This is a genomic window from Megalodesulfovibrio paquesii (assembly GCF_054653055.1).
Window position 1 is genome coordinate 608438 of the sequence record NZ_BAAIGQ010000004.1, and the last position, 25620, is coordinate 634057.

The window sequence follows — 25620 nt, forward strand, 5'->3', positions numbered from 1 at the left end:
GCGCCTATTCCCAGTCACCCTTGAGTTCGCAACTGCCCTGACTGCGCCAGCCGCTGTCCTGCACCATCACCCGGTCCCGGCCCTGACATTTGCCGGCATAGAGCGCAGCGTCCGCCGCACAGAGGAGTTCCCCGGGCGTCTCCACGTAAACAGCGTCCAGGCCGGCCACCCCAAGGGTCACTTTGCAGGAAAGCATCGCCCCGGTGGGCAGCTGAATCGGCTGACTGCGGACAGCCTCGCGCAGGCGCTCCGCCAGGATGCGGCCCTGCTCGGCATCGGATCCGGGCAGCAGGATGGCGAATTCCTCCCCGCCAATGCGGGCCGCCACCTCTCCCTTTCGCACCAGACGCTTCATCCGGGCCGCCACCTCGCGCAGCACCACGTCGCCGGCGGGATGCCCGTACACGTCATTGACCTGTTTGAAGTGATCCAGATCGGAAAGCACCAGGGTCAGGGGCGAGCCCCGCCGCCGGGCCAGGGCGAATTCCTGCTCAAAACGCTCGTGGAACAGCCTGCGATTGTACAGCCGGGTCAGGGGGTCGTGGATGGATTGGTGCTCGAAGCGCTCTTCGTTGCAGCCAATGAGATAACTGAATCCACCAAAGGCGGCCATGGTTCCCACAGCCATGTAACTGAACAGCCAGAAGGCATAATGCGGTTCCGCCAGTCGCCACATGTCCTGCACGGTGCATAGCACCGCCCATCCCACAGGCGCGCACGCCCCAAGGAGCATCCCTTCGACAAGGCGGCGATGCCGGTGGGCAAGGGCCATGCGTGCTCCTGGAGCTTGCTGATGACAAATCTGGCGGGTTTTGTGCTGATTACCTCATTTTTTATAAAATTACAATGTCTTGTTACTCAGGCATCAGCCGCTGCGCGTCTTCAAGGTGCGCACCCCGAACGGCATTGCGGCCAACGCGTTTGGCTTCATAGAGCATTTTGTCTGCACAGGCGAACAGCCGTTCCGGATCCTGGGCTGCCAAATCTGTTTCCGGACCAAGCACGCTCAGGCCCAGGCTGGCGGTCACCATGCCATGGGGAGATCCCGCATGCGGCAACCCCATGGCCTCCACCTCATACCGCAAGGATTCCGCCACAATCATGCCTCCTTGCAGATCCGTATTGGGCAGCACGATGGCGAATTCCTCCCCGCCGTAGCGGGCCACGGAGTCCATTGGACGCCGCAGGGAGCAGGCCAGGGTGGTGGCCACGCGACGCAGGCAGTCATCCCCGGCGAGATGCCCGTACAGATCATTGTAGGCTTTGAACAGGTCCACATCGACGAGGATGAGGGCCAGCGGCGACCCTTCGCGCTGCGCCCGGCGGAATTCCCGCGTGAAAATCTCGTCGAACCGCCGCCGGTTGGGAATGCCCGTCAGGCCGTCCTGGGTGGAGAGATCCTCCAGCACATCGCGGTGGCGCTTGAGTTCCAGGTGCGTGCGCACCCGGGCACGCACGATGGGCAGGCTGAAGGGTTTGGAAATGTAATCCACAGCCCCCAGCTCCAGGCCCCGCTGTTCGTGCTCCTCTTCACCCTTCACGGTGATGAAGACCACAGGTATGTGCCGGGTGCGCGAGGAGGCCTTGAGCCTGCCCAGCACCTCGTACCCGTTCATCCCGGGCAGGATGATATCCAGCAGGATGAGATCCGGCGCTGCCTCGGCAGTTGCGAGTTCCAGGGCGGACTCCCCATCCTCCGCGTATACAATGTCGTATTCATGCCGCAGCGCTTCGCCGAGGATGGAACGGTTCATGGCCACATCATCAACGATAAGCACCCGCTGGCGGGAGCATGTCTGCTGCATGCAATTGGTCTCCTTGCTCGCGTTGGGGGGGGTAATACTCCCCTAACGCTGGCCTGCCACACCGAATGCCGCATCATATGTCCTTAAGATGACAGATGTGTGACACTGTGATTTTCCTGCGCAGGGCTTGTCAAATGCGGCAAGAGGCTTCATGGTGCCGGGAAATTACCCCGCCGCCCTGCAGCGGCGCGACGGATCCCCTTGGCAGGAAGCAGCAACATGGGCGCACTGGATACCGTGATCATTTTTGACCTGCAACAGGTCCTTTCGGAAGTGCTGAGTCTGTTCAGGGGGCACGCCGAGGCCAGGGATGTCCACCTGCTGATGGACATTGCCCCCGAGCTGCCCCCCACGCTGTGTGGCAACCCCCTGGCCTTGAAGCAGGTGCTCCTGCACGGCATCAACCACGCCCTGCAGCATACCCGCGGCGGGGAGTTGCGGTTGGAAGCCACCCTGGCCAGAGCAGACGCCGAGGAAATCGTCCTGCAGCTCCAGGCCGTGGTTTCCGGCGGTGAAACCGCTGACCAGGGCTGGGCCCGGATGGCCGCCATCGCGCGTGGAGAAGACAGCCCGGCCGGCAGCCCGGGGAATTTCTCCGGCCTGGATGTGTGCCGCCGGCTGGCTGCCGGGCTGGGCAGCCCGCTGGAGGTGGAACAGCTTGCGCCTGCCTCCTGGTGCCTGCGGTTTGCTGCGCGCATGGCTCCTGATCCGGCCGGCGCCGACCTGGCCATGCCACCCGCCGGAGCGAACGCCACCTCCTCTTCCCGACTCGCCGGCCTGCGGGCCCTGGTGGCAGACGCCAACAGAGTCAGCCGCGAACAGCTGTGCGGGCACCTCGTCAGCCTGGGACTGACCTGCATGGACGTGGCCGATGGCAATGAGGCGACCGCCCTGCTGCGCGGCAACCTGGATTTTGCCCTTGCGTTTCTTGATGTCCAACTGCCAGGGCAGGACGGGATTGATGTCTACAAGGGCATGCGCAAGGTCCGTCAGCCCGAGGTCCCCACGGTGCTTACCGCGGCGTATTTCACCGGCCGGGAACGCCGCAAGGCTGAACAGGCCGGCATCCGCGCCCTGCTGGAAAAGCCTGTCTCCCTGGAGCAGTTAGCCGAAACCATAACAGAACTTCTTGCACTGGACAGCCCGGCGGCGGCCTCCTCGCCGGCAGCCGGACTTTCTGAGCAACAGGAATTGTTGCGCGGCGCGCGGCTGCTTGTGGTGGACGACAACATCTTGAATCGGGATCTGGCCCGCGAAATGCTCGAAGGCTTCGAATTGCAGGTGGACACAGCCGCCAATGGCCATGATGCCGTGGCGGCCGTGCGCACGCAGCCGTATGACCTCATCTTTATGGACGTGCAAATGCCCAGGATGGATGGCTATGCCGCCACCCGGGTCATCCGCAGCCTGCCCGGCCGGCAGGATGCCACCATCATCGCCATCACGGCCAACGCCAGCACCGAGCATGTCCGCGCCTGCCTTGACGCCGGCATGGACGATTATCTCGGCAAGCCGTTTCATCGGCAAGGCCTGCTGGACAGCATTGTCAAGTGGCTGCGCCGGCGCGGGGAGCGCGTTCAGGCGGAGGGTCTTCCCACCCGTGCGGCAGGCGCTGCCCCGCTGCAGGCCGAAATTCCGCCCCGCCCCCCCCTCCCCGACACCCTTCCGGGTATTGACTTGTCTGACGGGCTGGCCCGATTTGATGGCGATGCGGCCATGCTCCGTAGGTTTCTCCTTGAATTTTATGAGGAATTCGACGACTACGACTCGGAGATCCTGCTTGCCGCGGCCATGCAGGAGTACGACCGCGCCGCCATGCTGGCCCACACCCTGGCCGGGGCGGCGGCCAACGTCTCGGCACGCGGGCTGCAAGCCCGGGCCAGGGACTTGCAGTCAGCCCTGCGCGGCCAGACGTTGCGTATCAAGCCGCAATGGGACGCCCTGCGCGATGAGCTGGCGCACGTCTGCCAGGGACTGGCCGGGTGCGGCTCCAGCTGACCAGCCGGACCGGGGCGCAGCCGTTGGGGGAGCGCTTTTTGGGGCACGTAGCCTTTATTGCGACAGGCTGGTATGAACCTCCCACAGGAGGACCTTCCATGCTCACGCTATCCACTGTTCCCTGCCGCCTGATGCGGCGGATTGTACTCGCAAGCAGCCTTGCCGCCCTGCTGCTCGCGGCAATGCCGATGATCCCGTCCACTGCCTGGGCCGGGCAGGCCCGCAAAACAGGCGCCCTGGTGCATGTGCCAGCGTATTCGCACATTTACCAGGGGTCCAGGAACAAGCCGTTTTTGCTGACGGTGATCCTCACTGTGCGCAATGTGGATCCCTCGCACCCTGTCACCATCGAATCCATCCAGTACTTTGATGGCGAGGGCAAGCATCTTGAAGCCTTCGACGTCACCGCCAAAGCCCTTGGCCCCCTGGCGGCCACGGAAGTGATTATCGACGAGTCCGACAAGCGTGGCGGTGCGGGCGCGGGGTTTCTGGTCCGCTGGAAGTCAGACAAGGCCGTCGCTCCCCCGCTGGTGGAAACCGTGATGATCTCCACCACCGGCGGGCAGGGCATTTCCTTCGTGTGCCGGGGCGAAGAGGTGCCGGAATAGCGCCGGCGGAACCCGCCCTTCCCGCGGGCAGGCTTCCCTGCCCTTATGACGCTGGAAACACCGGCAGATTTCAGGGAGATGGCCCTCGTGCCGCGTCCTCAATTAGGAAGTTTCAGCCCCGGCCAGATCCAGCACGTAACGCAGCATGGCTTTCTGGGAATCGTCCTGCAGGGTGTCCATCAGGCTGGCGCCCAGGGTGGCCAGGGCCTTGCACCGGGCCCTGGCAGCCTGGTCTTCGGTCGCACGGCGCAAAAACGGATGCTGGTTCGGGTCCACGCAGACAAGCAGCCGGCACACCACCTTGGAGCCAGACGCCGGGTCCGCCGCCAGGAACATGGCCTTCATGTGCAGGCCGTGCAGGACGGGATCCACCAGCTCTTCCAGCGCCACCAGGGAATCGTCCTTGTGGAACAGCCGCTCGTTTTCTTTGAGCAGGGCCTCGGCCACCGCCGGCGAGGCCACTTCGGAAAGAGACACGCCCGGCGCGCTGCCCGGGGTAAAGCGGTACAATCTGGCCGCACGGTCATTGCAATGCAGGACCACGCCTTCGCTATCCACCAGCAGCACGCCAAAGGCCCCATTCTCCAGCACGGCGCGCATGAAGCTCTCATGCCGCCGGCTTTCCTCCTGCGCCTGTTGCAGGGCCAGCATGTGCCGGGCCAGCTCCTTGTGCATCAGATCCAAGTCCTGGCTATGGCGGGCCGCCACAGCCTCCAGGGCCTGGCCGCGCTCCTGCAGGGCCAGCTCGGAGAGCTCCAGGGTGGCCACATGCTCGCTCAGCTGCCGGTTCATTTCGCGAATGCGTGCGTACAAGGCAAAGCTTTCCAGGGTTTGCGCACAGCCATGGAAAATGATGGAAAGCAGGCAATAGGACGGGTCCAGAATGTCATCGCGCTCCTGACCCAAAATGCCGATGAACACCCCGCGTGTTCTTGAAACCGTGGAAAGGGAATGCAGAAGCAGCGTCTGGCCGCCGTCCTCGGTGTTCAGCAGGACCGGCTTGGCCCGCTGGAGCACCCAGGCCAGGGTATGGTCGCCAATGAGCCGCTCCAGCTCGGTCTCAAACCAGCGTCGCTGGGCCACCGGCTCGTGAAACGCCAGCCGCAAGTCTCCATCCTGTTCATCCACCAGGAAAAAGGCAAAGCTGGAGAGGCGCACCAGGGTGCGCAGCTTCATGGCTGTTTCCAGAAGAATGGGCAGCGGAGAGTCCAGCCGGTTCAGGCTGACCGTAAAGCTCCCCAAGGCCCCGGCCATTTCCAGGGCATTCAGAGCGGCGCGCTTTTCGTTGATCAACCGACGAATGACCTCTTCCGGGTCACGCGGGGGCTGCGAGCCACTGGGCGGAATACGGCTATCATCCATCATGAGAATTCAGCCGCCTAGACGAAAAACATGCGCATGATATCGCCAAGTTGTCGATCCACCTGCTTTGCCGCAGTGGCCACCACGCCCGGGGTGATCTCCAGCGCCTCCCAGGCTCTGGCTTCCAGGCTTGGCACAAAGGGATTGCCACTGGCGCCAATATCCAACGCCAGGGTGATGCAATCCGCGACATTGACAAAGGAGGCTTCCAAAATGTTTTCTGATTTGAGCGGCGTGTGATGATTGGCGATCATCCGTTCCAAATCAACAGGAAAATGCCAGGATCGCAGTAGCTTGCTGGCCACCTGTCCATGGTCGAAGCCAAAGACCCGGCGTTCGGCCCGCCACAAGGGCATGCCCTCCACCCGGGCCAGGGCCAGGGCATAGCGCATGTGGTCCTGACGCTCCTTGATGAGCACCAGCCGGCCAATATCGTGCAACAGCCCGGCAACAAAGAAACGCTCTTCCGACAGCCCCGGCTTCCGGCCGGCCAGGGCCCGGGCAAAGAGCCCGCAGGCCACGCTGTGCTCCCAGAAGCGGCGCATGTCCACGCCCTGGGTGCGCAGGCTTTCGAATTCCCGCACCACGGTCACGCCGTGGGCCAGGGTGGTCAGCTCGTTGGAGCCGAGCAGGGTCACAGCGCGGGGAATGGAATCGATGCGCCCGGGGAACCCGTAAAAGGGGCTGTTGACCAGCTTGAGCAGCCGGGCGGACAGACTGACATCCTTGCTGACCACCTCGGCAATATGCATGGCCGAGCTGCGGGGGTTCTGCAACACTTCGACGATGCGGTGATAGATGTCCGGCAGGGTACAGAGCTTGGCATGCCGGGCCACCAGACCGTCAATAGAGGTGTTTGCCTCTGCGAGATGCTGATTTTTTTCTAAAAAGAGTTCGTCTTCCTGGGTGTCCGGGATGGCGGGCGGGTCGCGCTCCTCCTCCAGCACCTGACGGGACAACGACAAGAGCGCCAGCTGATACAGCTCCTGCATGACGGGATGCCCGCGGTTGCTCAGGCGGAACCGCCGGGCCAGCCACTCCTCGCACTCCTGTAACACCAGGGGATCAATCTGCGAGATGGCAGCCCCCATGACCACATTGCGCTGCACACCCTCCACATCCGCTTCAGGCACCCCCCATATGGTCATGATGCGGATATGCTTTGGCTCCAACAACGTGCCCTTGCCCAGCAAAAAACGCCCATTGGGAGCGTACAAGTCGCTCCTGAGCACCATAGTTGGCTGCAAGTCACACGTATTAATCACACCCACGCCAACGCGCCTCCTTTAGAAAGCAAGGCCAACGCATTCCGGTGCAGAGCACATTTTCTGCCATTTCCCCCAATGCACTCTCGGTAATCATTCAGACAAAAACGTAGCGCAACAATACGATTTATGCAACAATTTTATAACAACACAGCTCAACTCCGGTCACACATCCGTCGCATTTCGCAATACTGCTGTGGTGCATCTTCTTGCGAAAGCTGACAGTTTTTTGACCTGCAGCATGGTCTTGATCTGCCAATCACCATCATGTTGCCACTACAAAGCCACTGTTGCAAATTTGGTTGCCACAGCTCTGCTGCTGTTTCCTTGCGACTGTAACATGCGCTGCTGCAGCCGTCCAACCTTTCAGCCCTTCGGACCGCTCCCCACTTCACAGACCGATGCCCTTTCTCTTTTGCGCGCCCCAGCAGGGCGTCCTACTGCGCCTGCCTGCAGACGATGCTGCACAACGTCCCGCCGAGCCGGTCATGCGTGGTCATGACCACGCGCACCTTCTGCCCGGGCTTCCCGTCCGCGTGCTGCACGGTGCAGTCCATCAAGAGTTTCTCGCCTTCTTTCTTTTCCTGGCATTCCCAGAAAAACGAATCCCCGGTCGTGGTGCAGCGCGTGCTGAGAAAGACGCTGGCCGCACCCTTGCCGGCCGGCCGGACCTGCACGGGGGAGGATTCGCACGGCACCGTGAACCCCTGGGCGTGTGCCGCTGGTCCGTCGGTCCACATGGCGAGGCCACAGGCAAACAGAAACCCTGCAAGAAATACCCGGCGTACCAATCGACAACGCAGGCGACCAACCATGGGGATTCCTCCTTATGGGTGCATAGTAGTGCGCCCTGGCTCCCGAGGCAAGCGGGCAGCAGGAATGCGGCCTGTGACGTTCAGTTGCAATGGGTTACTTCTTGCGCCCTGACTGCCAACACGCTATGCTGTGGGCTACAAAATCTCGAAGGGCCTGCGCCACGTTGCGCCCAAGGATTTCCGCCATGCATCCCTGCAACAGGGCTACAGCTCCATTAAGTCTTGCCTTTATAGACGATGCACTGCTCGCTGAGCTGCTCGCCTCTCTTGGCGCTGTCACTGGCAGCGAGTGGACTCTGGAGGATGCCACTGAGGCGCCCGCCTCGCCGCTTCCGGGTGTTGCCGTGGATATTCCTGTGGATGGCGAGGTTCCCTGCCGGCTGTTTTGCCAGGCCGAGTCTCTTTCTGCAGCGCATCTGGCCCTGGCCCGCAGCATCGCCGGGCTCATCGCCACCGGCTTTGAGCAGCGGCTGGCCTGCGCCAGGGAACAGCTGCACCGCATCGCCACCGAGGCCGCGCTCTCTGATCATGGCCGCAGGCTGATGCTGCTGGTGGATTCCTTGCCCCTGCTCATCCATGCCCACGACAAAGACGGCCGCTACGTCTTCTGGAACAAGGAGTGTGAACGGGTCATCGGCTTCACGGCCGAGCAAATGCTCAGCGGCGACTTTCCCGGCGTGTCCTGGATGTATTCCACCTACCCGGATCCCCTGGAAAAGTACCAGGAGGTGCACGATTCCGGCAGCGACTACCGGGACAAGGAACTCCTGCTGCGCTGTGCGGACGGCACCGAGCGGACCTTTGCCTGGACGAACATCTCCCGGCAGTGCCCCATCCCCGGCTGGGACGGCTGGGAAGTCGGCGTGGACATTACCAATCGCATCAAGGCGGACCGCGAATTGCAGGACCAGCTCCGGTTTATGGAAGCCCTGGTCCAGGCCGTGCCGTTTCCGTTGTACATCAAGGACGCCTCATTGCAGTATCTCAACTGCAACCAGGCCTTTGCCGATTTTATCGGCCGACCCATCACCCAGATTATCGGACGCAGCGCCCACGCCATCCTGGACCCGGAGACTGCGGAGGAAATCGACCGGCACGATCACAGCGTCCTGGCCACCGGCTGCAGCCAGCACTGGGAAGGCCGCATCATGCACGCAGATGGGGACACCCGGGATCTGGTCATCGAAAAGGCTGCCTTCCGCGGCAACGACAACCAGCCCCGCGGGCTGATCTGCATGTTCACGGACATCACCCAGCACAAGCGGCACCAGCGCCAGCTGGAGCGCGCCAAGCAGCAGGCCGAGCAGGCCAGCCTGGCCAAAACCCGTTTTCTGGCCAACATCAGCCACGAGCTGCGCACTCCCCTCAACGGCATCATGGGCGCCACCGAGCTGCTCCTGGCCGAGGATCTGACCCCGGACCAGCAGGAACTCCTGGGCATGGTCCGCAGTTCCACCACCAACCTGCTGCGCATTTTGAACGACATTCTCGACCTCTCCAGCCTGGACGAAGGCCGCCTCCCCATCACGGCCCTGCCGTGCAACCTGCGCCGGGCACTGGAATCGCTCTTCAAGCTTTTTGGCGTGCAGGCGCAGTGGAAGCACCTGCAGTTCTCCTGGCTCATTGAGGAAAACGTGCCCTCCGAAGTGGTGCTGGACATGCAGCGCCTGCAGCAGGCCCTTTCCAACATCTTTTGGAATGCGCTCAAGTTTACGGAATCCGGGGAGATTTCCATCCGGGTCCACTGTGCGCAAGAGGCCTTCCCAGAGCTGGACCCGGCCACCACCGTCCCCTTGCGCATCGAAGTCCGCGACAGTGGCATTGGCATCTCCCCAGCCAAGCAGGAACATATCTTCGAATCCTTCGCGCTGGCCGAAAGCGTGATGACCAAAAAACTTGGCGGCGCGGGCCTGGGGCTGGCCATCTCCCACAAACTGCTGACCCTCATGGGCGGCCGCCTGTGGGTGGAAAGCGAGGAAGGCCGCGGCTCCACCTTCTATCTGGATCTGCCCATCACCCTTCCCTGAGCGCTGCCCTTGTGGTACGCTTGCCACAGCAGTATCCGATTCCTCATCCCTCTCATCTTTCAGGAGCAGCACATGCCCCAGGCCGTTTACACATCAAACGCTTTTCTCACCGTCAAGGAGTTCCTCCTGGACATGGGTGTCTCCATTGTGCAGGAAGATCCTGCCGAACAACTCTTTGTCGTGGACAAGGAAGAAGACGGCATCAAGCACATGATTATCGACTGCGAAGATGACATCCTGGTCATCGAGCAGGCCATCATGCCCTATGCCGGCTGCACGCCCGCCTGCTGCACCCGCCTGCTGCAGATGAACCGGGAACTGCTGCACGGCGCCTTCTGCCTGGACGCAGCCTCAAACACCCTGCTGTATCGCGATACGCTGCAGCTGGCCTCTTTGGATCGAAACGAGCTGGAAGCGAGCGTTCAGTCGCTCTCCCTGGCTCTGGCCGAGTTCTCCGCCGAACTGTTGTCTTTCATCAAGGCCTGATCGGCCGTCCAGCATCCGTTCAGGATCTGCAAGGAGTACGAATCCATGTCCATTTTCCGCCGCTTGTTCAAGGTCGGCCAGTCCGAGGCCCACGCTGTGGTGGACCGCCTGGAAGACCCCATCAAGATGACCGAGCAAGGCATTCGCGACCTCAAACAGGACCTGCAGCAGGCCATGCAGAGTCTGGCCGAGGTCAAGGCGTTGGCCCTGCGCACCCGTCGCGAGGCTGACGAGGCCGCCCTGCGCGCCGCGGATTACGAAAAAAAGGCCATTCTCCTCCTGCAGCGCATGCAGGCCGGCGCCATCCCCCAGGCCGAGGCCGAGCGGCTGGCCGCCCAGGCCCTGCAGGAAAAGGAAACCCACGCCGCCGAAGCCGTGCGTCTGGCCCACGAGGCCGGACGCCATGAGCAGATGGCCGGGCAGCTGCAGGCCAATGTGAATAAAATCAAGGGTCAGGTGCAGAGCTACGAAAACGATCTGCGCACCCTGAAGGCCCGCGCCACCACCGCTCAGGCCACCAAAAAAATCAACCAGCAGCTCGCCCGCATCGACACCTCCGGCACCATCTCCATGCTCGAAAAGATGAAGCAGAAGGTGGAGCAGGACGAAGCCCTGGCCGAAGCCTACGGCGACATGGCTCACCTGGACAAACACGTGGACGACGAAATCAATGCCGCCCTGGCCGGAACCAATCCCACCATTGTCCAGAGCCTGGACGACCTCAAACGCAAGATGGGCATGCTGCCGCCGCCCCAAAAGGAACTTCCTTCTGCCTAAAGGAATCGCATGAGCCTCTTCTCCCGCATCCTCGGCACCTTGGGAGGCAATTCGGGCCGCAACCGCGCCCCCGCCCGGACCGACTTGACCCTCAAGGACCTCCTCCCCGGCGACCTCGTGGATCACGATCTGGCCACCTGGAAGGTCAGGGCCGTGAATTGCTACGACTTCAAGGACTTCCGTACCCGAGAATGGCAGCTGGAATCCGGCGCCGGCCTGCGCTACCTGGAACTGGAAGAAGACGACGAGCCTTATTGGTCCCTCTCGCAGACCTTCCCCTTCCAGGCCCTGGGCCAGGCCCAGTGCGAGCGCGTCCGCGCCAGCATCCGCGATTCCGGGGACCCTCCCGACACCCTCACTCACGAAGGCCGCACCTACCGCCTCGAAGACATGGCCGGCGGCCATTACTTCAAAGACTGCGTCGGCACGGCACAGCCTTTCCTCCAGTGGCACTATGTGGCCGATAACGGCGAGGGATTCCTGTGCATTGAGCAGTGGGGAGAGGACGACTTCGAAGCCTGCACCGGCCACGAGGTCCACGCCTGGCAGTTCACCAATCTGCTGCCGGGAACAACGGGAGAATGAGAAGAGAAGAGAAAAACATGAACCAGGGGGGATAATCCCCCCTGCCCCCCCTGTGCCTTCGTTGGGCGGGACTCGAAAAGGAACCTTGACAGAAGGCCGCAAAGGAGGGCATTAATTTCTTTTTCATTTTTTCCCTTCCGAGAAGCCGATGAACTCCTCGCGTCAATACGGCTACCTGGATCTGATCACCGGGCTGTTCGTGGCCCTGCTGCTCATTTCCAATGTGGCCTCCACCAAGATTGTGGTCCTTGGTCCCTTCACCTTTGACGGCGGCACCCTGCTCTTCCCGCTGACCTATATCTTTGGAGACGTGCTCACCGAAGTGTACGGCTACGCCCGCAGCCGCCGCGTCATCTGGACCGGCTTCTTCTCCCTGTTCCTGCTCTCCGGCCTGCTCACCGTGGTGCAGCTGCTGCCGGCGGCCTCGGACTGGGGGAATCAGGCGGCGTATGAAGCCATCCTCGGCCAGGCGCCGCGCATCGTCATTGCCAGCTTCATCGCCTACTTCGCCGGCGGCTTCGTGAATGCCTACCTCATGGCCCGGATGAAGATCTGGACCGCCGGCCGCCAGCTCTGGCTGCGGACCATCGGCTCCACCGTGGCTGGCGAGGGCGCGGACACGGCCCTCTTCTGCCTCATCGCCTTCTGGGGCGTGCTGCCCACGGATCTGCTCTGGGCAGTCATCATTTCCAATTACGTCTTCAAGGTCGCCGTGGAAGTGCTCTTCACGCCGCTGACGTACCGCATCGTCGCCTTCCTCAAGCGCGCCGAAAATGAAGACGTCTACGACCGCGATACCGACTTCAACCCCTTCATCCTGAAAAATTAACGACACAGGGCGGCGCGTTCGTGAACGCGCCGCCCTTCTTACTTTGCCGTCTGCCCCCAACCCGAGGGGGCGCGGGGGAACTCAATGCCCCCGCATCTCTCTTGCTTTTTTTTCTTCTCTTTCTTCCCTCAGTACATCATCCAGGCCCCGCGGCTGTAGTAATGCTGCAGGACTGGCTTCATGCGGTCGTTGGGTTCGATGTCGGCCATGGCCCTGGGATCCAGGAGCTGCTTGTCCAGGCTGGCCATGGAGAGCATGGCCTCGCGGTTCAGGAGCTGGGTGGGCAGGGCGTCAAAATCCAGGGAGAGCACGCGGCGTTTGAGGGTCGTCTCGTCGGTTTCCGCGCTGCGCTGGGCAAGGACGAAGCCCCACTCACCCAGGCTGGGCACCTGATTGCGGTACGGCAGCACGGCCAGACCAGCAGTGCGCATGGTCTTGACGATGCAACGGTAGGCGTCCGGCGCAAAGATGGGGCTGGTGGCCTGGGTCACCAGGGTCCCGCCCGGCGTCAGGCGTTCCATGGCCAGCTGATAGAAGGCCACGTCATAACAGTGCATCAGGTCCATGGAGTCGGGGTCAGGCAAATCGACGATGATCACGTCCCAGGAGGCCCCGGCCTGCTGCAAAAAGGTCGCGGCGTCGCCATGGGTGATGCGCACCCGCGGATCGCGCAGGGAATCCCTGTTCACCGCCCGCAGGACCGGATGCTCGCTGGCCAGGCGGGTCATGGCCGGATCCAGATCGCACAGGGTGATTTCGGCAACATTCGGATGCAGCAGGGCCTCACGCACGGCCAGCCCGTCCCCTCCGCCAAGGATCAGAACCCGTAACGAGTCGTGCATGGAGCCGCCCAGCAGCAAGGCCGGATGCACCAGGGGTTCGTGGTAGCGCTTCTCATCAAAGGTGGAGAACTGCAGCTGGCCGTTGAGAAACAGCCAATAATGTTGTTTGTTCTGGGTCAGGACAATCTTCTGGTAGGCCGTCTGTTCGGCGTAGATCACGGGATCCTTATAGCGGGCCTGCTCACCGTGCAGGACCACGCCGTCCACGTGGCCGGCCATGAGCGCCAACCCCAGCCCCGCGGCAAGGAAGGCCAGGCGCGCCGGGCCGGGATGGTCCAGCAGGCGGCCGAACTTCCAGAGGAACATCCCCGCCACCAGCCAGTTGACTGTGCCCAGGGCCAGGGGGGTCCAGGCCAGGCCCAGATAAGGCAGGCCGATGAAGGCGAACAGCAGACCGCCGAGGAGTGCGCCGTAATAGTCATTCTCCATCACGCCGGAGATATTGGCGCGCAGCACCTCGTAGGTTTCGTTGGCCCGGGTGGCCAGGGGGATTTCCAGCCCGATGAGCAGGCCCACGCTCATGCCCAGGCCGTAAATCACGAGGTTAAGATGCTCCGTCCACGGCGCCAGCCCGTAGGCCAGGATGGGTGCGCCGGCGCACAGCAGGGACAGGGCGCACTCCACAAAGATGAAGGCGTCCAGCACGTTGGATTCAATGCGCCGGGACAGCCGGCTGCCCAGACCCATGGCAAAGAGCATCAGGCTCATGACCATGGTCCATTGCAGCACGGCGTTGCCCAAAAGGTACGTGGCCAGGGTGGAAAGCACGTACTCGGCCACGATGCCGGCCAGCCCCGTGGCAAAGATGCACCACTTGAGCACGCGGCTGGCGTCCGGCCGGCGCAGCATGTCCAGTATGCGCGAGGGCCGCGAAGGGATCAGGAACACCAGCTGATGAAGGCCGCGGCGGCGATGTAGGCAAAGGCTTCGGTATAGGCCGCGCCCATGTTCGGCGTCTCCTGCCCCGTCAGCTCATGGCTCAGGCAATGTCCGGGAACAAGGACCTTGTCCGCCAGCCAGCGTACGGCCGGCAGCATGCCAAGCCCGATGATGGCGTAAGCCAGATAGTGCGGCAGGCTCTCGCCCCAGGAGACGAAATCCTCTTCCGCAGCCAGACCGATAACCATGCCCATGCCGATGAGCGCCCCGGCAGCGGCCACGCCCACGGCGGCGTTGTCCCGCTCCATCTCCCTGCTGACGCTGTAGGGCGTGATCCACTCGTACACCCAGCTGGCCAGCACCAGCAGGGCCTGCCCCAGGGCCCAGAAGATGATGGCCGAGAACATCCCGCCGCCTTCGCCCTGCAGGCTGCCAAAGAGGATGAAGCCCGAGGCGGTCATGGCCGCTCCGGCCACGGCGCCGGCGCCCTGGTTGCGGTCGCGCAGGATTTCCTCGCTGGCCCGGAAGCCGCGCAGGATAAAGAAATCGCAGGCGTACCAGGAGATGTTCAGCAGCACCACGCCCAGCACACCGTACACGAGAATGTCCCACAGGTCGCGCCAGAGGCCATGGCTGGGGCCCACCAGCGCGCCGCCAATGGCCAGGGTCAGCCCGGCGTAATAGCCCACCACGCTCAGGGCCATGGCCGGGTTGTCCTTGACGAACAGCTCCTCGGGCAGGCTGAATTCCGTGTGGATGAGGTCATGCACCCACTTGCCGGCGTAAAACAGCAGGAAGGAGGTCAAAATATAGACCAGACTGGTCAGCAGGCCGTCCAACAGTTCCAGAATCATCCATATCCTCCTATTTTCCCGGCGAGGCGCCGCGGCTGCGCACGCCCACGTTGCTGCGGCCCATGCGCTGTTCCACTCGGTTTGAGAAGGTGGAATCCTTGGCAGCCTCCTGCTTCATGCGCCGGCTGAAGAAGTCGTCGCGTGAGGTGGTGGACGTGGAGGGCCGGGAGCGGGAGGAAGACGGCGGCGGGGGAGGCGGCACCCTGCCGCTATGGCGGTAGCCGTCGTAGTCGTTGCGGGAGAGCATGCCGCCCATGGCCAGACCCATCAGATCGCTCAGCAGGCGGTACTGGCCGTAGAACTGCCAGAAGCTGTTGCCGGAACTGTCCTTCTGCCAGGTGCCATAGGCCGGATCGCCCACGTGCTGAAAGCCAGGAGGCGCCGCCGTGGCATTGCGCACCCCATCGTCATAGCTGAGGATGGTCATGCCCTTGAGGGGCGCGAGCTTGTCGTATTCCGCCCTGTCCACCTCGAACCAGTCGGTCAGGCCGATATTGCCGTCGCGCTCAATGCCATATTGCACGGCATAGGAGGAGAAGAAGGTGCCCTCCTCGCGGGCATCGGCCACCAGGATGGAATATTTGGGGGTGCCGGACATGGCCTGTTCCACCACGGCCAGGGAGGACAAGCCATCTGGCGGAGTGGTGGATCCGGAACACCCGGCCAGCCCGCCTGTGAGCAGCAGGGCGCAGAGCGTCAGAGCCAACAGGCGCGCACGCAATGGCGGGGGCGATGGATACGTGTGCATGCCTTCCGCATAGCACGCCCCGGCCGGTTTGCAAACCCGGCCAGGGCAGTGTGCTCGACTTGATGCAACGTGGCCGCCCAGGCGGCGTCTGCGTTATTGGCCTGGCACGTCGTGGGCGAAGTAGTAGAAGTCCACGCGGGCGTTTTTGCGCGTGGCGTTGTCTGCGGTTTCCGGCACCAGGGGTCTGTTGTCACTATAGGCCGAGGCGACGAGGCGTTGCGGATCCACCCCGCCCTGCTGGCTCAGAAAATCCGTGCAGGTGGCGGCCCGGGCGGCGGAAAGCTCCCAGTGCGAGGCAAAGGGTGCGGAGGGTTCGGTCTTGCTCGCGTGGCCCCGCACGGCCAGGGAAATGTTGTGTGAACGCAAAAAGGTGGCAATGCGCTCCAGGGTCTGCCGGGCCAGGGGGGTGAGCCGCGTGGCGCCGTCCTCAAACAGGGCCGGAGCATCCACATGCAGATACACCCCGGCATCATCCGAGGAAATGCCGCTGACCTTCTGCAGTTCCGGGTCCTGTTCCACCAGTTCCTTGATCCCCAGAGCCACCTGGACCATGGGCAGGTTCTTGGCTGCGGCCGCTGCCGCTGTTTCGCTGCCAGAGGTCAGGGCCGCGCCACCCTTGCCATCTTCCACCCATTTGGGCCGCTCCCCGCGAAACACGGAGGAGATCTGTTCCTTTTGGTTGGCATTCAAGGCCAGCAGCAGCCACATCAGCAGAAACAGGGCCATCATGGCGGTGACAAAATCGGCATAGGCCACCTTCCAGCTGCCGCCGTGGTGGCCGTGCCCCCCTTTTTTGACACGCTTGATGAGGATGAGCGAGGATGGTTTACTTGGGGACACGCTTGCACGCCTCCTCCATTTCTTCCATGGAAGGGCGGCACCCGCCGGGCAGGCCCCGGCGGGTGGCTTCGGCCACCAGGAACGGTGGCAGGTCTTCGGCCACAGCCAGCATGCCCTGCTTGATGGCCGCCAGCAGGGCTCCCTGCTGCTCGGCCTGATGCTCCAGGTTCGTGGCGATAGGTCCCACGAAGCCATAGCACAGGAGCACGCCCAGGAAGGTACCCAGCAGGGCCGCGCCAATGGAGTGCCCCAGCACTTCCGGTGGCTCGTTGAGCTTGCCCATGGTCAGCACGATACCGAGCACCGCAGCCACAATGCCCAGACCGGGCAGGGAATCCGCCACCTTGGTGACCGCGGAAGAAGGGACTTTTTCGTGGTGGGACTGGGTTTCCACATCCACATCCATGAACCCGTCAAACACGTGAAACGGCAAGGCTCCGGCCAGGAGCACTTTGAAATTGTCCGCAATGAAGTCACGCACTTCATGATTCTTGGCCACAAAATCGTATTTGCCGAACAGGGCCGAGCTCTCCGGCTTGGCCACCAGCGGCTCCACAGCCACCATCCCACCGCGCTTGGCCGTGCTGGCCAGTTCAAACATGCAGGTGAGAATATCCAGGCCGTCGTTTTTGGACGGCTCCCTGGCAGTGAGCACCCTGATGGCCCCCTTGATGGTGCCAAAGAGCACGGACTTGGGCGAGGAAATGACAAACGCACCCACAGCCGCACCACCAATAATCAAAATTTCAATGGGTTGGATGAGAATGTGCAGGGTTCCGCCCTCAAGCAGAAACCCGCCGATGACGCAGCCCAGAACAATAATCGCGCCAATGATGGCAAACATCGCTACTGATCCCCCGATGTTTGAGAACGTTGTGTGGTCGCTGTGACAAAAATGCTGATCCGCCGATTTCTGGCATCCTCCGGCACGTTCGGCAAGAGCGGCTTGGTGTCCGCCAGGCCCGAGACCCGCATACGCCGTTTCTGATCCAGCCCGTGTTCCACCATCTGCCGGCGTACAAAAATGCGTCAGCTCCCTGTTCATGAACACGGAGCGACGAGGCAATGTAAAGCCCTGTTCCAGGATCAAGCCAATGCTGCAGGCGGTGGGCGGGCCATGCGGGAGAAACCCTGCGCCGTGACGGCAAAGATCCCCCTGTATGGCGGTGTTGTTGTCAGTGCGAGCGAATCTGGCAGGCTGCCTGGTGCCCAGAGCAACGCCGAGCGCGAGCCCCGGTCCTCACGGTCCACATCGGGTAGAACATGGGTTTGCCATTGCTGCAATGTCTGCGGCAGGGCATCCGCGCAGGCAGCTCCGGCTGGCGGTCGTTCACTTGGGCAAAGTTGGCCCCGCGGGGGAAACCTTGCGCCGTCTTCTGCAATACCATGCGTGGAAACCTCGCAAAACTGCAGCACATCCCCATTGCCGAAGCCAGGGTGTCCTTTCTCGATGGCGCATACGACCCCGATCAGGCCGAGGAGAACCGCCACTACGTTTCGCGCAAGTGCCTGCATGATGCGGCCGTATCACAAGGCCAGTCTCCTTGGAAGAGTGCCCGGAGGGGCAGCGGCAGGCAGGGTGCCTTGCGGTCATTTCCGGACCACTTCCCGGGCGGCGACAATTTTGTTATCCAAATAAACAATATTGTCAATTTTTGACTTGTATTCTGCTTGCTTCCCGGGGGTGGCCGTTGCTAACTGCCTGGAACTGGGCACCGTCCAGGGTTGACCGGACCTGATAACCCCACTGGCGGCATTTTTGCATTGCCCTTAGCCTCCGGCGGCTTCATGCAAGCCCCACTGAACGCAACTCGGCAGCAGACACGCCCTGCACGCCGGATAACCGAAGCTAAAGAGGATTCTATGAGCGGCATCCAGGCTCGTCTGAACGCAATCTCGGCCATTATCAATTACAAGCCGTCCAGCGCTCCGCTGAACTTCAGCGAAACCAAGCCCACGGAAATGTACGGGTGCAACGTGTTCAGCGACAAGGTGATGCGCGAACGCCTGCCCAAGAACGTGTACAAATCCCTGAAAAAGACCATCGAGCATGGCGTCAAGCTGGACGCCACCGTGGCCGACGCCGTGGCCAATGCCATGAAGGATTGGGCCATCGAGCGTGGCGCCACCCACTTCACCCATGTGTTCTACCCCCTGACCGGCCTGACTGCCGAAAAGCACGACGCCTTCCTGGTGCCCGACGGCAAGGGTGGCGCCATTGCCGAATTCAGCGGCAAGCTGCTCATCCAGGGCGAGCCTGACGCCTCCAGCTTCCCCTCCGGCGGCCTGCGCACCACCTTCGAAGCCCGCGGCTACACGGCCTGGGACGTGACCAGCCCCGCGTTCATCCTGGAAAATCCCAACGGCACCTTCCTGTGCATTCCCACCGCGTTCGTCTCCTGGACCGGTGAAGCCCTGGACAAGAAGACCCCGCTGCTGCGCTCCCTGCAGGCCCTGAACACCCAGGCCCAGCGCGTGCTGAAGCTGTTCGGCACCCAGACCAAGATGCCTGTGACCTGCTTTGCTGGTCCTGAACAGGAATACTTCCTCATCGACCGCAATTTCGTCTTCAACCGCCCCGACCTGCTCATCGCCGGCCGCTCCCTCTTTGGTGCGCCCCCGGCCAAGGGCCAGGAATTCGAAGACCAGTACTTCGGCGTCATTCCCCGCCGCGTCCTGGCTTTCATGATGGAAGTGGAACGCGAACTGTTCAAGCTGGGCATCCCGGTCAAGACCCGCCATAATGAAGTAGCCCCCAGCCAGTTCGAAATCGCCCCCATTTACGAACAGGGCAACCTGGCCACTGACCACAACCAGATGGTCATGACCACCCTGCGCAGCGTGGCCAAGCGCTACGGCATGGTCTGCCTGCTGCACGAAAAGCCCTTTGCCGGCATCAACGGCTCCGGGAAGCACCTGAACTACTCCATCGGCAACGCCGAACTGGGCAGCCTCTTCGATCCAGGCGACACCCCGCATGAAAACGCCCAGTTCCTGGTCTTCTGCGCCGCCGCCATCCGCGCCGTGCACAAGTTCGGCGCCATGCTCCGCGCCACTGTGGCCTCCGCGTCCAACGACCATCGCCTGGGCGCCAACGAAGCCCCGCCGGCCATCATGTCCGTGTACCTGGGCGAACAGCTGGCCGACGTGTTTGAACAGATCAAGAAGGGCGCGCTGACCGGCTCCAAGAAGAAGGACGCCATGCACGTGGGCGTGGACACCCTGCCCCCCCTGCCCATGGACGCCGGCGACCGCAACCGCACCTCCCCCTTTGCCTTCACCGGCAACCGCTTCGAGTTCCGCGCCGTGGGCTCCTCCATGTCCATCGCCGGCTCCCAGGTGGCCCTGAACGCCATGATGGCCGACTCCCTGGACTACATTGCCACGGAACTGGAAAAGGCCATCGGCGGCGACTCCAAGAAGCTCAACAGCGCCGTGCAGGCCCTGCTCCAGCAGATCATGAAGGATCACGACGCCGTGGTCTTCAACGGTAACGGCTACTCCGAAGAATGGCACGCCGAAGCCGAAAAGCGCGGCCTGCCCAACCTGCGCACCACCCCGGATGCCCTGCCCGAATTCACCAAGCCTGAAGTGGTGGAACTCTTCGGCAAGTACAACATCCTTTCTGCCGCGGAGCTGGCCTCCCGTCAGGAAATCTACCTGGAACAGTACTGCAAGACCATCGCCACCGAAGCCAATCTCATGGTCCGCATGGCCAAGACGGTGATTTACCCCGCCGCCATGCGTTACCAGGGCGAGCTGGCCTCTGCCTGCGCCAACAACAAGGCCTCCGGCGTCGTGTGCGCTGCCAGCCCGGTGCTCAAGGAAGTGTCCGACCTCCTGATCACCCTCACCGAAAAGACCGCGGCCCTCGAAAAGATCCTGGCCCATGAGAATGGCGATACCCTCAGCCATGCCAAGTTCTTCTGCGACAAGGCCCTGCCGGCCATGGGCGAAGTCCGCGCTGCTGCCGACGCCCTCGAAGCCCTGGTGGCCGACGATCTCTGGGCCCTGCCCAGCTACCAGGAAATGCTGTTCATCCGCTAACAGCACTGCCTGGCACCTGCCTTCCGAACGCCGCTCCTCACGGGGCGGCGTTTTTTTTGGCCCTGACCTGGCGGTAATTTCTAATGCCTATTTGTTGACTTTGATTTTCATTATCGTTATTCGCAGTCTCATCGTGAGGGAAATCTTTGTTGCTTCAGATCTACAATGAGGGATATCATGGACAAACCAAAGAGTGATTTCGCGGAAATCGAACGATTACGCGCGGCAGGCTTTACGTATCAGATTGTTCAACGTTGTTGCGCTGTTGGTCTGTTTGATGCCTTGGCGCAGACCCCTCGCAATGCTGAGGAACTTGCGCAGCAGCATTCCTGGCAACCAGCCCCCACCCAGGGTCTGCTGGAGCTTCTTGCCGCGGCCGATCTGCTGGCATTTCAGGATGGGCGCTATACGGTGGCGCAGGTGGCCAGGGAGCATCTCACCCTGGACGCTCCCTTTTCCCAGCGAAAAGCCATGGCTCTGCAGCACCGTTTCGACAGCCATGTGCTGCAGCATTTTGAAACCTTGCTGCGTGGAGAGCGCCCGGCCCGCTCGCATACCGATGAAGGCTGGTCCAGCGAGGATGGCATGGAAGGCACGCTGCAGTTCGCCAGACTCGGCGCACTGCAGGATGTGACCGCGTTTGTGGCAGGCTTGCCGGAATTCCCGACCATGCGCCTGAGTTGCGATATTGGCGGCAACCATGGCGAGTACTCCCTGGCCCTGCTGGAGCGCAACCCGGCATTGCGTGCGGAACTCTTTGATCTGCCGGACGTTGCCGCCATGGCCGCTGCGCGCATCGCGAGGCGTGGCTTTTCGGACCGCATGGAGGCCATTGCGTGCGACATCCGCACCACGCCCCTCCCCACGGACCGGTACGATCTGGTCCTCGCCTCGCATGTCTTGTACGCATTCATGCCGAATCTGGCTGATCTTTTGCAGCAAATCCATGCGGCGTTGCGGCCTGGCGGCTGGTTCGTGGCACACCATTTGTCCCTGGAAGGCGGTTTGCCGCAATCGTCCGCAACGGTGCTGGAATTCACCACCCGCATGGCCGGCTATGCCACGCACTTCATTGATCCCGCACTGTTGTGCCTTCAGTTGCACGAGGCAGGCTTCAGCGGCATGACCATCCAGCCCGCAGGGCCGCATGAATGTGGCCGCATTGTTGCCGGCCGACGGGCATGATCCCACGCCAGCGCCACGTTCTGGCGGATACCAGGCCTGGGGAAGCATGGGCCGAGAAACATTGCTGAAAGAAAACCGGGCCGGGGATGGCGTCCCATGCAGCCACCCCCGGCGGGAATGCGTGATGCCTACCCTGCCATGCGCAGCCCCGCGGGCCTCTGCTGCAGCGGTTCGCTGGTCTTCACGGTGCCATCCAGACCCAGCACCGTGACGGCGACCGGGCCGGCATAGCCGGAGATGCGCACGGCCTCTTCCACCAGACCGGCCAAGCCGGCGCAGCATGGCACTTCCATGCGCAGCACGGTCACGGACGCCGGTTGGGCCTGTTGCAGAATGGACGCCAGTTTGTGCAGATAGCTTGCCGCAGGGCCGAACTTGGGGCAGCCCAGCGTCAGCACCTTGCCTTTGAGGTGCGTGCCGTGAAAATCGCCGGCCGCGCCAGGGGCGCAATCCGCAGCCACCAGCAAATCCGCTCCCTGGAGGAACGGCGCCTCGGGCCGGACCAGCTCCAGCTTGATGGGCCAATGGGTCAGGGCCGAGGGCTGGGGCACGGACTGAGCTACGGGTTGACCTGTGGGCTGGCAACCCGGCGCCTTCGCGGCAGCAGGCACGGCAGCCGGCGCTGGAGCGAACGTCCGTTCCATGCTGCCCGGGCAACCGCAAGGCATGCGCGGCACCGCGGCTGGCGCGGCAGCCTGTTCCAGGGCCTTGATGCGTTCGTGCACGGCGTCTTCATTGAATTCGTCAGCTTCGCGCTCCACGATGGTCAATGCGCCGGTGGGGCAATGGCCAAGGCACGCGCCCAGGCCGTCGCAATACACTTCCGCCACCAGCTTGGCCTTGCCGTCTATGATTTGCAACGCCGCCTCGGCGCAGCCGGGCACGCAGGCGCCGCAGCCGTTGCAGAGCGATTCGTCTATTTGAATGATCTTTCTCGTCGGTTTCATGATCCGCCTCCTGGTCTTCTTCGTCACCCATGGTCTTGGTATGCGCAGAAGATAGACCGTCCTGCGCGGGCCGGCGTTGACGCACATCAAAAAGATGGATTTTTTTGTGATTTGCGAGCTAGGCGAAAAATGACTAGGAACACGGAAACCACCTTGCTGTTGAGGAGTGACAATGTCCAGCGCTTCCTATCCTGACCAGACTGAGCAATTTTTGCAGGAATTACCCGAGATTCAGCCCGGGCAGGCCTTTCGTTTCGCCTGCCATCCCAACGTCCCCTGCTTCAACGCCTGCTGCAGCGACCTGACCTTGATGCTCACGCCCTATGACGTGCTCATGCTGCGTCGTGAACTGCGGATGCCCAGTCAGACGTTTTTGCAAGAGCACGCCAGCACGGGCAGCCATCCGCAGACCGGCTTTCCCCTGGTGTTCATGACCATGCTGGAAGATGCACGCAAAAGCTGCCCCTTTGTGCGCCCGGAAGGCTGCAGCGTGTACAACGCCCGGCCCGGCGCCTGCCGCGCCTATCCCCTTGGCCGCGCCTCCCGCATTGAGGACGGGCAGGTCAAGGAGCGCTACTTTCTGGTGCAGGAAGAGCATTGCCAGGGTTTCAATCAGGACAGGCACTGGACGCCCTCGGCCTGGTATGCTGACCAGCAACTCCTTATTTATAATGATGAAAATGACCGTTACATGGCCCTCATGGCCCGCCAGCGCCAGACCGGTCGCCTTCTGGACCGCAAGCGCAGCGCCATGGCCCTCATGGCCCTTTACCAGCCGGACCAGTTCCAGCAGTTCATTCGCAGCGCCGGCCTGCTCGGCAAGCTGGATCTTTCGCCCGAGCGCCAGGCCATGATACTGTCCGACGAATACGCCACCATTGACTTTGCCTATCATTGGCTGGAGTTCTTGTTATACGGCAGCAGCGAGCATTTGCGGCCCAGGTCGGCCTGAAGGCAGGCACCTGCGCCCCATCACGCACTCTAGCATTCCGGAGGCCTTTCATGGATCGATCCCACCCCAAAATCTACTCGCCCGAGCAACTGGCTGAGATTCTGGAAACCCGGCGCAGCTGCGGCAAGATCGTCTTCACCAATGGCTGCTTTGATCTGTTGCACCCGGGGCACGCCACGCTGCTGACCCAGGCCCGGACCTTGGGCGACGTGCTGGTGGTGGGCGTGAATTCGGATGCCTCGGTCCGCGTGCTGGCCAAGGGGCCCGCCCGGCCGGTGAATTCCCTGGCTGACCGCATGTTCATGCTCGCCCATCTGGAGATGGTAGATTACGTAACCTGGTTCGAAGCCGCCACGCCATATGATCTGATCAGCCAGCTGCAGCCGGATATCCTGGTCAAGGGTGGGGACTGGCCGCTGGAGGCCATCGTCGGGCGCGACGTGGTGGAGGCGCGCGGAGGCAAGGCCATGTCCCTGCCTTTGGTGGAAGGGGTGTCCACCACAGCCATCATCGAACGCATCAGGAAGGGCCAATCCGCCTGATCGGCCTTCTGAGGATCAACCGTGCCTGCCCAGCCGCCTCCCCGGTGGATCCTGCATGTGGATATGGACGCTTTTTTTGCGTCCGTGGAGATCCTGGATAATCCCGCGTTGACCGGCCTGCCGGTGATCATCGGCGGAGAGGATCGCGGCGTGGTCAGCGCGGCCTCGTATGTGGCAAGGAAATTCGGTGTGCGCTCCGGCATGCCTTCCGCCCAGGCCCGCAAGCTCTGCCCGCATGGCGTGTTCCTGCGCGGCCGGCATGCGCGTTATGGCGAAGTCTCCCGTCTGGCCATGGCGGCCCTGGCGCACTTTTCCCCCATCATGGAACAGGCCTCGGTGGATGAGGCCTATCTGGACATGACCGGCCTTGAGTCCCTCTTCGGCCCCCCGGATGCTATTGGCAGGCAGATCAAAATCGCCGTCCGCGAAGCCACGGGCGGCTTGACCTGCTCTGTTGGCTTGGCCCCGGTGAAGTTTCTGGCCAAGATCGCCTCGGACTGGAACAAGCCGGACGGCCTGTTTATCCTGCACGCGCACGAAGTGGAGGCCTTTCTCCTCCCCCTGCCGCTGGGAAAAATTCCAGGCATTGGCGGAAAAAGCGAGGCTCGGCTTCGGCAGCTTGGATTGCGCACCGTGGGGGATTTGCGGCGGCTTTCCCCTGCGTTTTTTGTGCGGGAATTCGGCAAGTGGGGCGAGGCCCTGTGGCAGCGCGCCCACGGGATTGATCCGCGGGAACTGGTGCCTCACTGGGATGCCAAGAGTGAAGGCGCAGAGGTGACCCTGGACCACGACACCGTGGACCGGGATTTTCTCAAACAACAGTTGTACATCCAATGCCAACGGGTCGGCCGCCGGCTGCGGAAGGACGGCCGCAGCGCCCGCACCCTGACCCTCAAACTCAAGGACCACGACTTCAGAAGTCTGACCCGCAGCCGGACCGTGGATCCGCCTGTGGCCAGCACCGAGGGCATCTTCGAGGTGGCGGCTGATCTGCTGGACAAGGAGCCGCTGGTTCGGCCAATCCGGCTCATTGGCGTCTCGGCCAGCGGCTTTCTGGCGCCGCCACGGCAGCTGCCGCTCTTCGAAGATCCCCAGGAACGGCTGGAACAACGAAGACAGGAGCTGGACAGAACCCTCGACTCCATCGAGGAGCGATTCGGTCGCGGTGCGGTGACCCGCGGGCGGGGGCTGATAAAGGGCTCGGGAGAGACCTCAAGCGGGAATTGA

At 62.5% G+C, this 25620-nt stretch carries 23 protein-coding genes; 12 read left to right on the forward strand and 11 right to left on the reverse strand.

Annotated elements, in window-relative coordinates:
- Positions 1-4 precede the first annotated feature (4 nt).
- Complete coding sequence (locus tag ACYQ00_RS05300) at positions 5-772, reverse strand: GGDEF domain-containing protein (RefSeq protein WP_460031122.1); 768 nt, start codon at positions 770-772, stop codon at positions 5-7.
- A gap of 82 nt (positions 773-854) precedes the next feature.
- Entirely contained in the window at positions 855-1805 is a 951-nt protein-coding gene (locus tag ACYQ00_RS05305) for a diguanylate cyclase (protein ID WP_460031123.1), read from the reverse strand.
- Between the two features lie 219 nt (positions 1806-2024).
- Here ACYQ00_RS05305 and ACYQ00_RS05310 point away from each other — a divergent pair, with 219 nt between their 5' ends.
- Positions 2025-3803 (forward strand): response regulator, encoded by a 1779-nt coding sequence (locus ACYQ00_RS05310; RefSeq protein WP_460031124.1) that lies wholly within the window; start codon positions 2025-2027, stop codon positions 3801-3803.
- Positions 3804-3901: 98 nt separating this feature from the next.
- Positions 3902-4411 (forward strand): DUF3124 domain-containing protein, encoded by a 510-nt coding sequence (locus ACYQ00_RS05315; RefSeq protein WP_460031125.1) that lies wholly within the window; start codon positions 3902-3904, stop codon positions 4409-4411.
- 102 nt (positions 4412-4513) lie between these two features.
- Here ACYQ00_RS05315 and ACYQ00_RS05320 read toward each other — a convergent pair whose 3' ends face one another.
- The 3 genes from ACYQ00_RS05320 to ACYQ00_RS05330 all read right to left on the reverse strand — a co-directional run bounded on the left by ACYQ00_RS05320 (position 4514) and on the right by ACYQ00_RS05330 (position 7853).
- Positions 4514-5776, reverse strand: a complete 1263-nt coding sequence (locus tag ACYQ00_RS05320) for a PAS domain-containing protein (protein WP_460031126.1) — start codon at positions 5774-5776, stop codon at positions 4514-4516.
- Between the two features lie 14 nt (positions 5777-5790).
- Positions 5791-6990: an HDOD domain-containing protein gene (locus tag ACYQ00_RS05325; RefSeq protein WP_460031127.1), complete on the reverse strand. Its 1200-nt coding sequence runs from the start codon at positions 6988-6990 to the stop codon at positions 5791-5793.
- A gap of 485 nt (positions 6991-7475) precedes the next feature.
- Complete coding sequence (locus ACYQ00_RS05330; RefSeq protein ID WP_460031128.1) at positions 7476-7853, reverse strand: hypothetical protein; 378 nt, start codon at positions 7851-7853, stop codon at positions 7476-7478.
- A gap of 185 nt (positions 7854-8038) precedes the next feature.
- Between ACYQ00_RS05330 and ACYQ00_RS05335 the strand changes: the two genes are divergently transcribed.
- The 5 genes from ACYQ00_RS05335 to ACYQ00_RS05355 all read left to right on the forward strand — a co-directional run bounded on the left by ACYQ00_RS05335 (position 8039) and on the right by ACYQ00_RS05355 (position 12557).
- On the forward strand, positions 8039-9880 hold the full coding sequence (locus ACYQ00_RS05335) for a PAS domain-containing sensor histidine kinase (RefSeq protein ID WP_460031129.1): 1842 nt from the start codon (positions 8039-8041) through the stop codon (positions 9878-9880).
- A gap of 72 nt (positions 9881-9952) precedes the next feature.
- Complete coding sequence (locus tag ACYQ00_RS05340; RefSeq protein ID WP_460031130.1) at positions 9953-10366, forward strand: YbjN domain-containing protein; 414 nt, start codon at positions 9953-9955, stop codon at positions 10364-10366.
- A gap of 45 nt (positions 10367-10411) precedes the next feature.
- Positions 10412-11143, forward strand: a complete 732-nt coding sequence (locus tag ACYQ00_RS05345) for a PspA/IM30 family protein (protein WP_460031131.1) — start codon at positions 10412-10414, stop codon at positions 11141-11143.
- 9 nt (positions 11144-11152) lie between these two features.
- Positions 11153-11728, forward strand: a complete 576-nt coding sequence (locus ACYQ00_RS05350) for a DUF4178 domain-containing protein (protein ID WP_460031132.1) — start codon at positions 11153-11155, stop codon at positions 11726-11728.
- Positions 11729-11876: 148 nt separating this feature from the next.
- Entirely contained in the window at positions 11877-12557 is a 681-nt protein-coding gene (locus tag ACYQ00_RS05355) for a queuosine precursor transporter (RefSeq protein ID WP_460031133.1), read from the forward strand.
- 128 nt (positions 12558-12685) lie between these two features.
- Here the strand turns inward: ACYQ00_RS05355 and ACYQ00_RS05360 are convergent, their stop codons facing one another.
- From ACYQ00_RS05360 to motA, 5 genes are all read right to left on the reverse strand, one after another.
- On the reverse strand, positions 12686-14248 hold the full coding sequence (locus tag ACYQ00_RS05360) for a polyamine aminopropyltransferase (protein WP_460031134.1): 1563 nt from the start codon (positions 14246-14248) through the stop codon (positions 12686-12688).
- 29 nt (positions 14249-14277) lie between these two features.
- Entirely contained in the window at positions 14278-15132 is an 855-nt protein-coding gene (locus ACYQ00_RS05365) for a DUF350 domain-containing protein (protein ID WP_460031135.1), read from the reverse strand.
- Between the two features lie 10 nt (positions 15133-15142).
- On the reverse strand, positions 15143-15880 hold the full coding sequence (locus tag ACYQ00_RS05370; RefSeq protein ID WP_460031136.1) for a hypothetical protein: 738 nt from the start codon (positions 15878-15880) through the stop codon (positions 15143-15145).
- Between the two features lie 93 nt (positions 15881-15973).
- Complete coding sequence (locus ACYQ00_RS05375) at positions 15974-16720, reverse strand: flagellar motor protein MotB (RefSeq protein WP_460031137.1); 747 nt, start codon at positions 16718-16720, stop codon at positions 15974-15976.
- On the reverse strand, positions 16707-17564 hold the full coding sequence (gene motA / locus ACYQ00_RS05380) for a flagellar motor stator protein MotA (protein ID WP_460031138.1): 858 nt from the start codon (positions 17562-17564) through the stop codon (positions 16707-16709). Before motA ends, ACYQ00_RS05375 begins: the two co-directional genes overlap by 14 nt.
- A gap of 1019 nt (positions 17565-18583) precedes the next feature.
- On the opposite strand from motA, the gene ACYQ00_RS05385 reads away from it, so the two are divergent.
- Together ACYQ00_RS05385 and ACYQ00_RS05390 are read left to right on the forward strand one after the other, a co-directional pair.
- Complete coding sequence (locus tag ACYQ00_RS05385) at positions 18584-20767, forward strand: glutamine synthetase III family protein (protein ID WP_460031139.1); 2184 nt, start codon at positions 18584-18586, stop codon at positions 20765-20767.
- Positions 20768-20944: 177 nt separating this feature from the next.
- A complete protein-coding gene (locus ACYQ00_RS05390; RefSeq protein WP_460031140.1) occupies positions 20945-21952 on the forward strand; it encodes a methyltransferase in 1008 nt (335 codons plus the stop codon).
- Between the two features lie 128 nt (positions 21953-22080).
- Here ACYQ00_RS05390 and ACYQ00_RS05395 read toward each other — a convergent pair whose 3' ends face one another.
- A complete protein-coding gene (locus tag ACYQ00_RS05395) occupies positions 22081-22899 on the reverse strand; it encodes an ATP-binding protein (RefSeq protein ID WP_460031141.1) in 819 nt (272 codons plus the stop codon).
- A gap of 172 nt (positions 22900-23071) precedes the next feature.
- Here ACYQ00_RS05395 and ACYQ00_RS05400 point away from each other — a divergent pair, with 172 nt between their 5' ends.
- Genes ACYQ00_RS05400 through dinB form a run of 3 tightly spaced genes read left to right on the forward strand, consistent with a single transcriptional unit; the run spans position 23072 to position 25620 of the window.
- A complete protein-coding gene (locus ACYQ00_RS05400; RefSeq protein WP_460031142.1) occupies positions 23072-23851 on the forward strand; it encodes a YkgJ family cysteine cluster protein in 780 nt (259 codons plus the stop codon).
- A 50-nt stretch (positions 23852-23901) separates the two neighbouring features.
- Entirely contained in the window at positions 23902-24393 is a 492-nt protein-coding gene (gene rfaE2 / locus ACYQ00_RS05405; protein WP_460031143.1) for a D-glycero-beta-D-manno-heptose 1-phosphate adenylyltransferase, read from the forward strand.
- Between the two features lie 21 nt (positions 24394-24414).
- Positions 24415-25620, forward strand: coding sequence for a DNA polymerase IV (dinB, locus tag ACYQ00_RS05410; protein WP_460031144.1), 1206 nt, complete (start codon positions 24415-24417; stop codon positions 25618-25620).

Excerpts from the sequence above, each read along its gene's own strand:
- ACYQ00_RS05400 (WP_460031142.1), top strand. The coding sequence starts at position 23,072 with ATGTCCAGCGCTTCCTATCCTGACCAGACTGAGCAATTTTTGCAGGAA.
- ACYQ00_RS05340 (WP_460031130.1), top strand. The coding sequence starts at position 9,953 with ATGCCCCAGGCCGTTTACACATCAAACGCTTTTCTCACCGTCAAGGAG.
- ACYQ00_RS05390 (WP_460031140.1), top strand. The coding sequence starts at position 20,945 with ATGGACAAACCAAAGAGTGATTTCGCGGAAATCGAACGATTACGCGCG.
- ACYQ00_RS05350 (WP_460031132.1), top strand. The coding sequence starts at position 11,153 with ATGAGCCTCTTCTCCCGCATCCTCGGCACCTTGGGAGGCAATTCGGGC.
- ACYQ00_RS05370 (WP_460031136.1), bottom strand. The coding sequence starts at position 15,880 with ATGCACACGTATCCATCGCCCCCGCCATTGCGTGCGCGCCTGTTGGCT.
- ACYQ00_RS05300 (WP_460031122.1), bottom strand. The coding sequence starts at position 772 with ATGGCCCTTGCCCACCGGCATCGCCGCCTTGTCGAAGGGATGCTCCTT.
- ACYQ00_RS05315 (WP_460031125.1), top strand. The coding sequence starts at position 3,902 with ATGCTCACGCTATCCACTGTTCCCTGCCGCCTGATGCGGCGGATTGTA.
- ACYQ00_RS05385 (WP_460031139.1), top strand. The coding sequence starts at position 18,584 with ATGAGCGGCATCCAGGCTCGTCTGAACGCAATCTCGGCCATTATCAAT.
- ACYQ00_RS05360 (WP_460031134.1), bottom strand. The coding sequence starts at position 14,248 with ATGCTGCGCCGGCCGGACGCCAGCCGCGTGCTCAAGTGGTGCATCTTT.
- motA (WP_460031138.1), bottom strand. The coding sequence starts at position 17,564 with ATGTTTGCCATCATTGGCGCGATTATTGTTCTGGGCTGCGTCATCGGC.
- ACYQ00_RS05330 (WP_460031128.1), bottom strand. The coding sequence starts at position 7,853 with ATGGTTGGTCGCCTGCGTTGTCGATTGGTACGCCGGGTATTTCTTGCA.
- ACYQ00_RS05310 (WP_460031124.1), top strand. The coding sequence starts at position 2,025 with ATGGGCGCACTGGATACCGTGATCATTTTTGACCTGCAACAGGTCCTT.
- ACYQ00_RS05395 (WP_460031141.1), bottom strand. The coding sequence starts at position 22,899 with ATGAAACCGACGAGAAAGATCATTCAAATAGACGAATCGCTCTGCAAC.
- ACYQ00_RS05335 (WP_460031129.1), top strand. The coding sequence starts at position 8,039 with ATGCATCCCTGCAACAGGGCTACAGCTCCATTAAGTCTTGCCTTTATA.
- ACYQ00_RS05365 (WP_460031135.1), bottom strand. The coding sequence starts at position 15,132 with ATGATTCTGGAACTGTTGGACGGCCTGCTGACCAGTCTGGTCTATATT.
- ACYQ00_RS05355 (WP_460031133.1), top strand. The coding sequence starts at position 11,877 with ATGAACTCCTCGCGTCAATACGGCTACCTGGATCTGATCACCGGGCTG.
- ACYQ00_RS05345 (WP_460031131.1), top strand. The coding sequence starts at position 10,412 with ATGTCCATTTTCCGCCGCTTGTTCAAGGTCGGCCAGTCCGAGGCCCAC.
- ACYQ00_RS05305 (WP_460031123.1), bottom strand. The coding sequence starts at position 1,805 with ATGCAGCAGACATGCTCCCGCCAGCGGGTGCTTATCGTTGATGATGTG.
- rfaE2 (WP_460031143.1), top strand. The coding sequence starts at position 23,902 with ATGGATCGATCCCACCCCAAAATCTACTCGCCCGAGCAACTGGCTGAG.
- ACYQ00_RS05320 (WP_460031126.1), bottom strand. The coding sequence starts at position 5,776 with ATGATGGATGATAGCCGTATTCCGCCCAGTGGCTCGCAGCCCCCGCGT.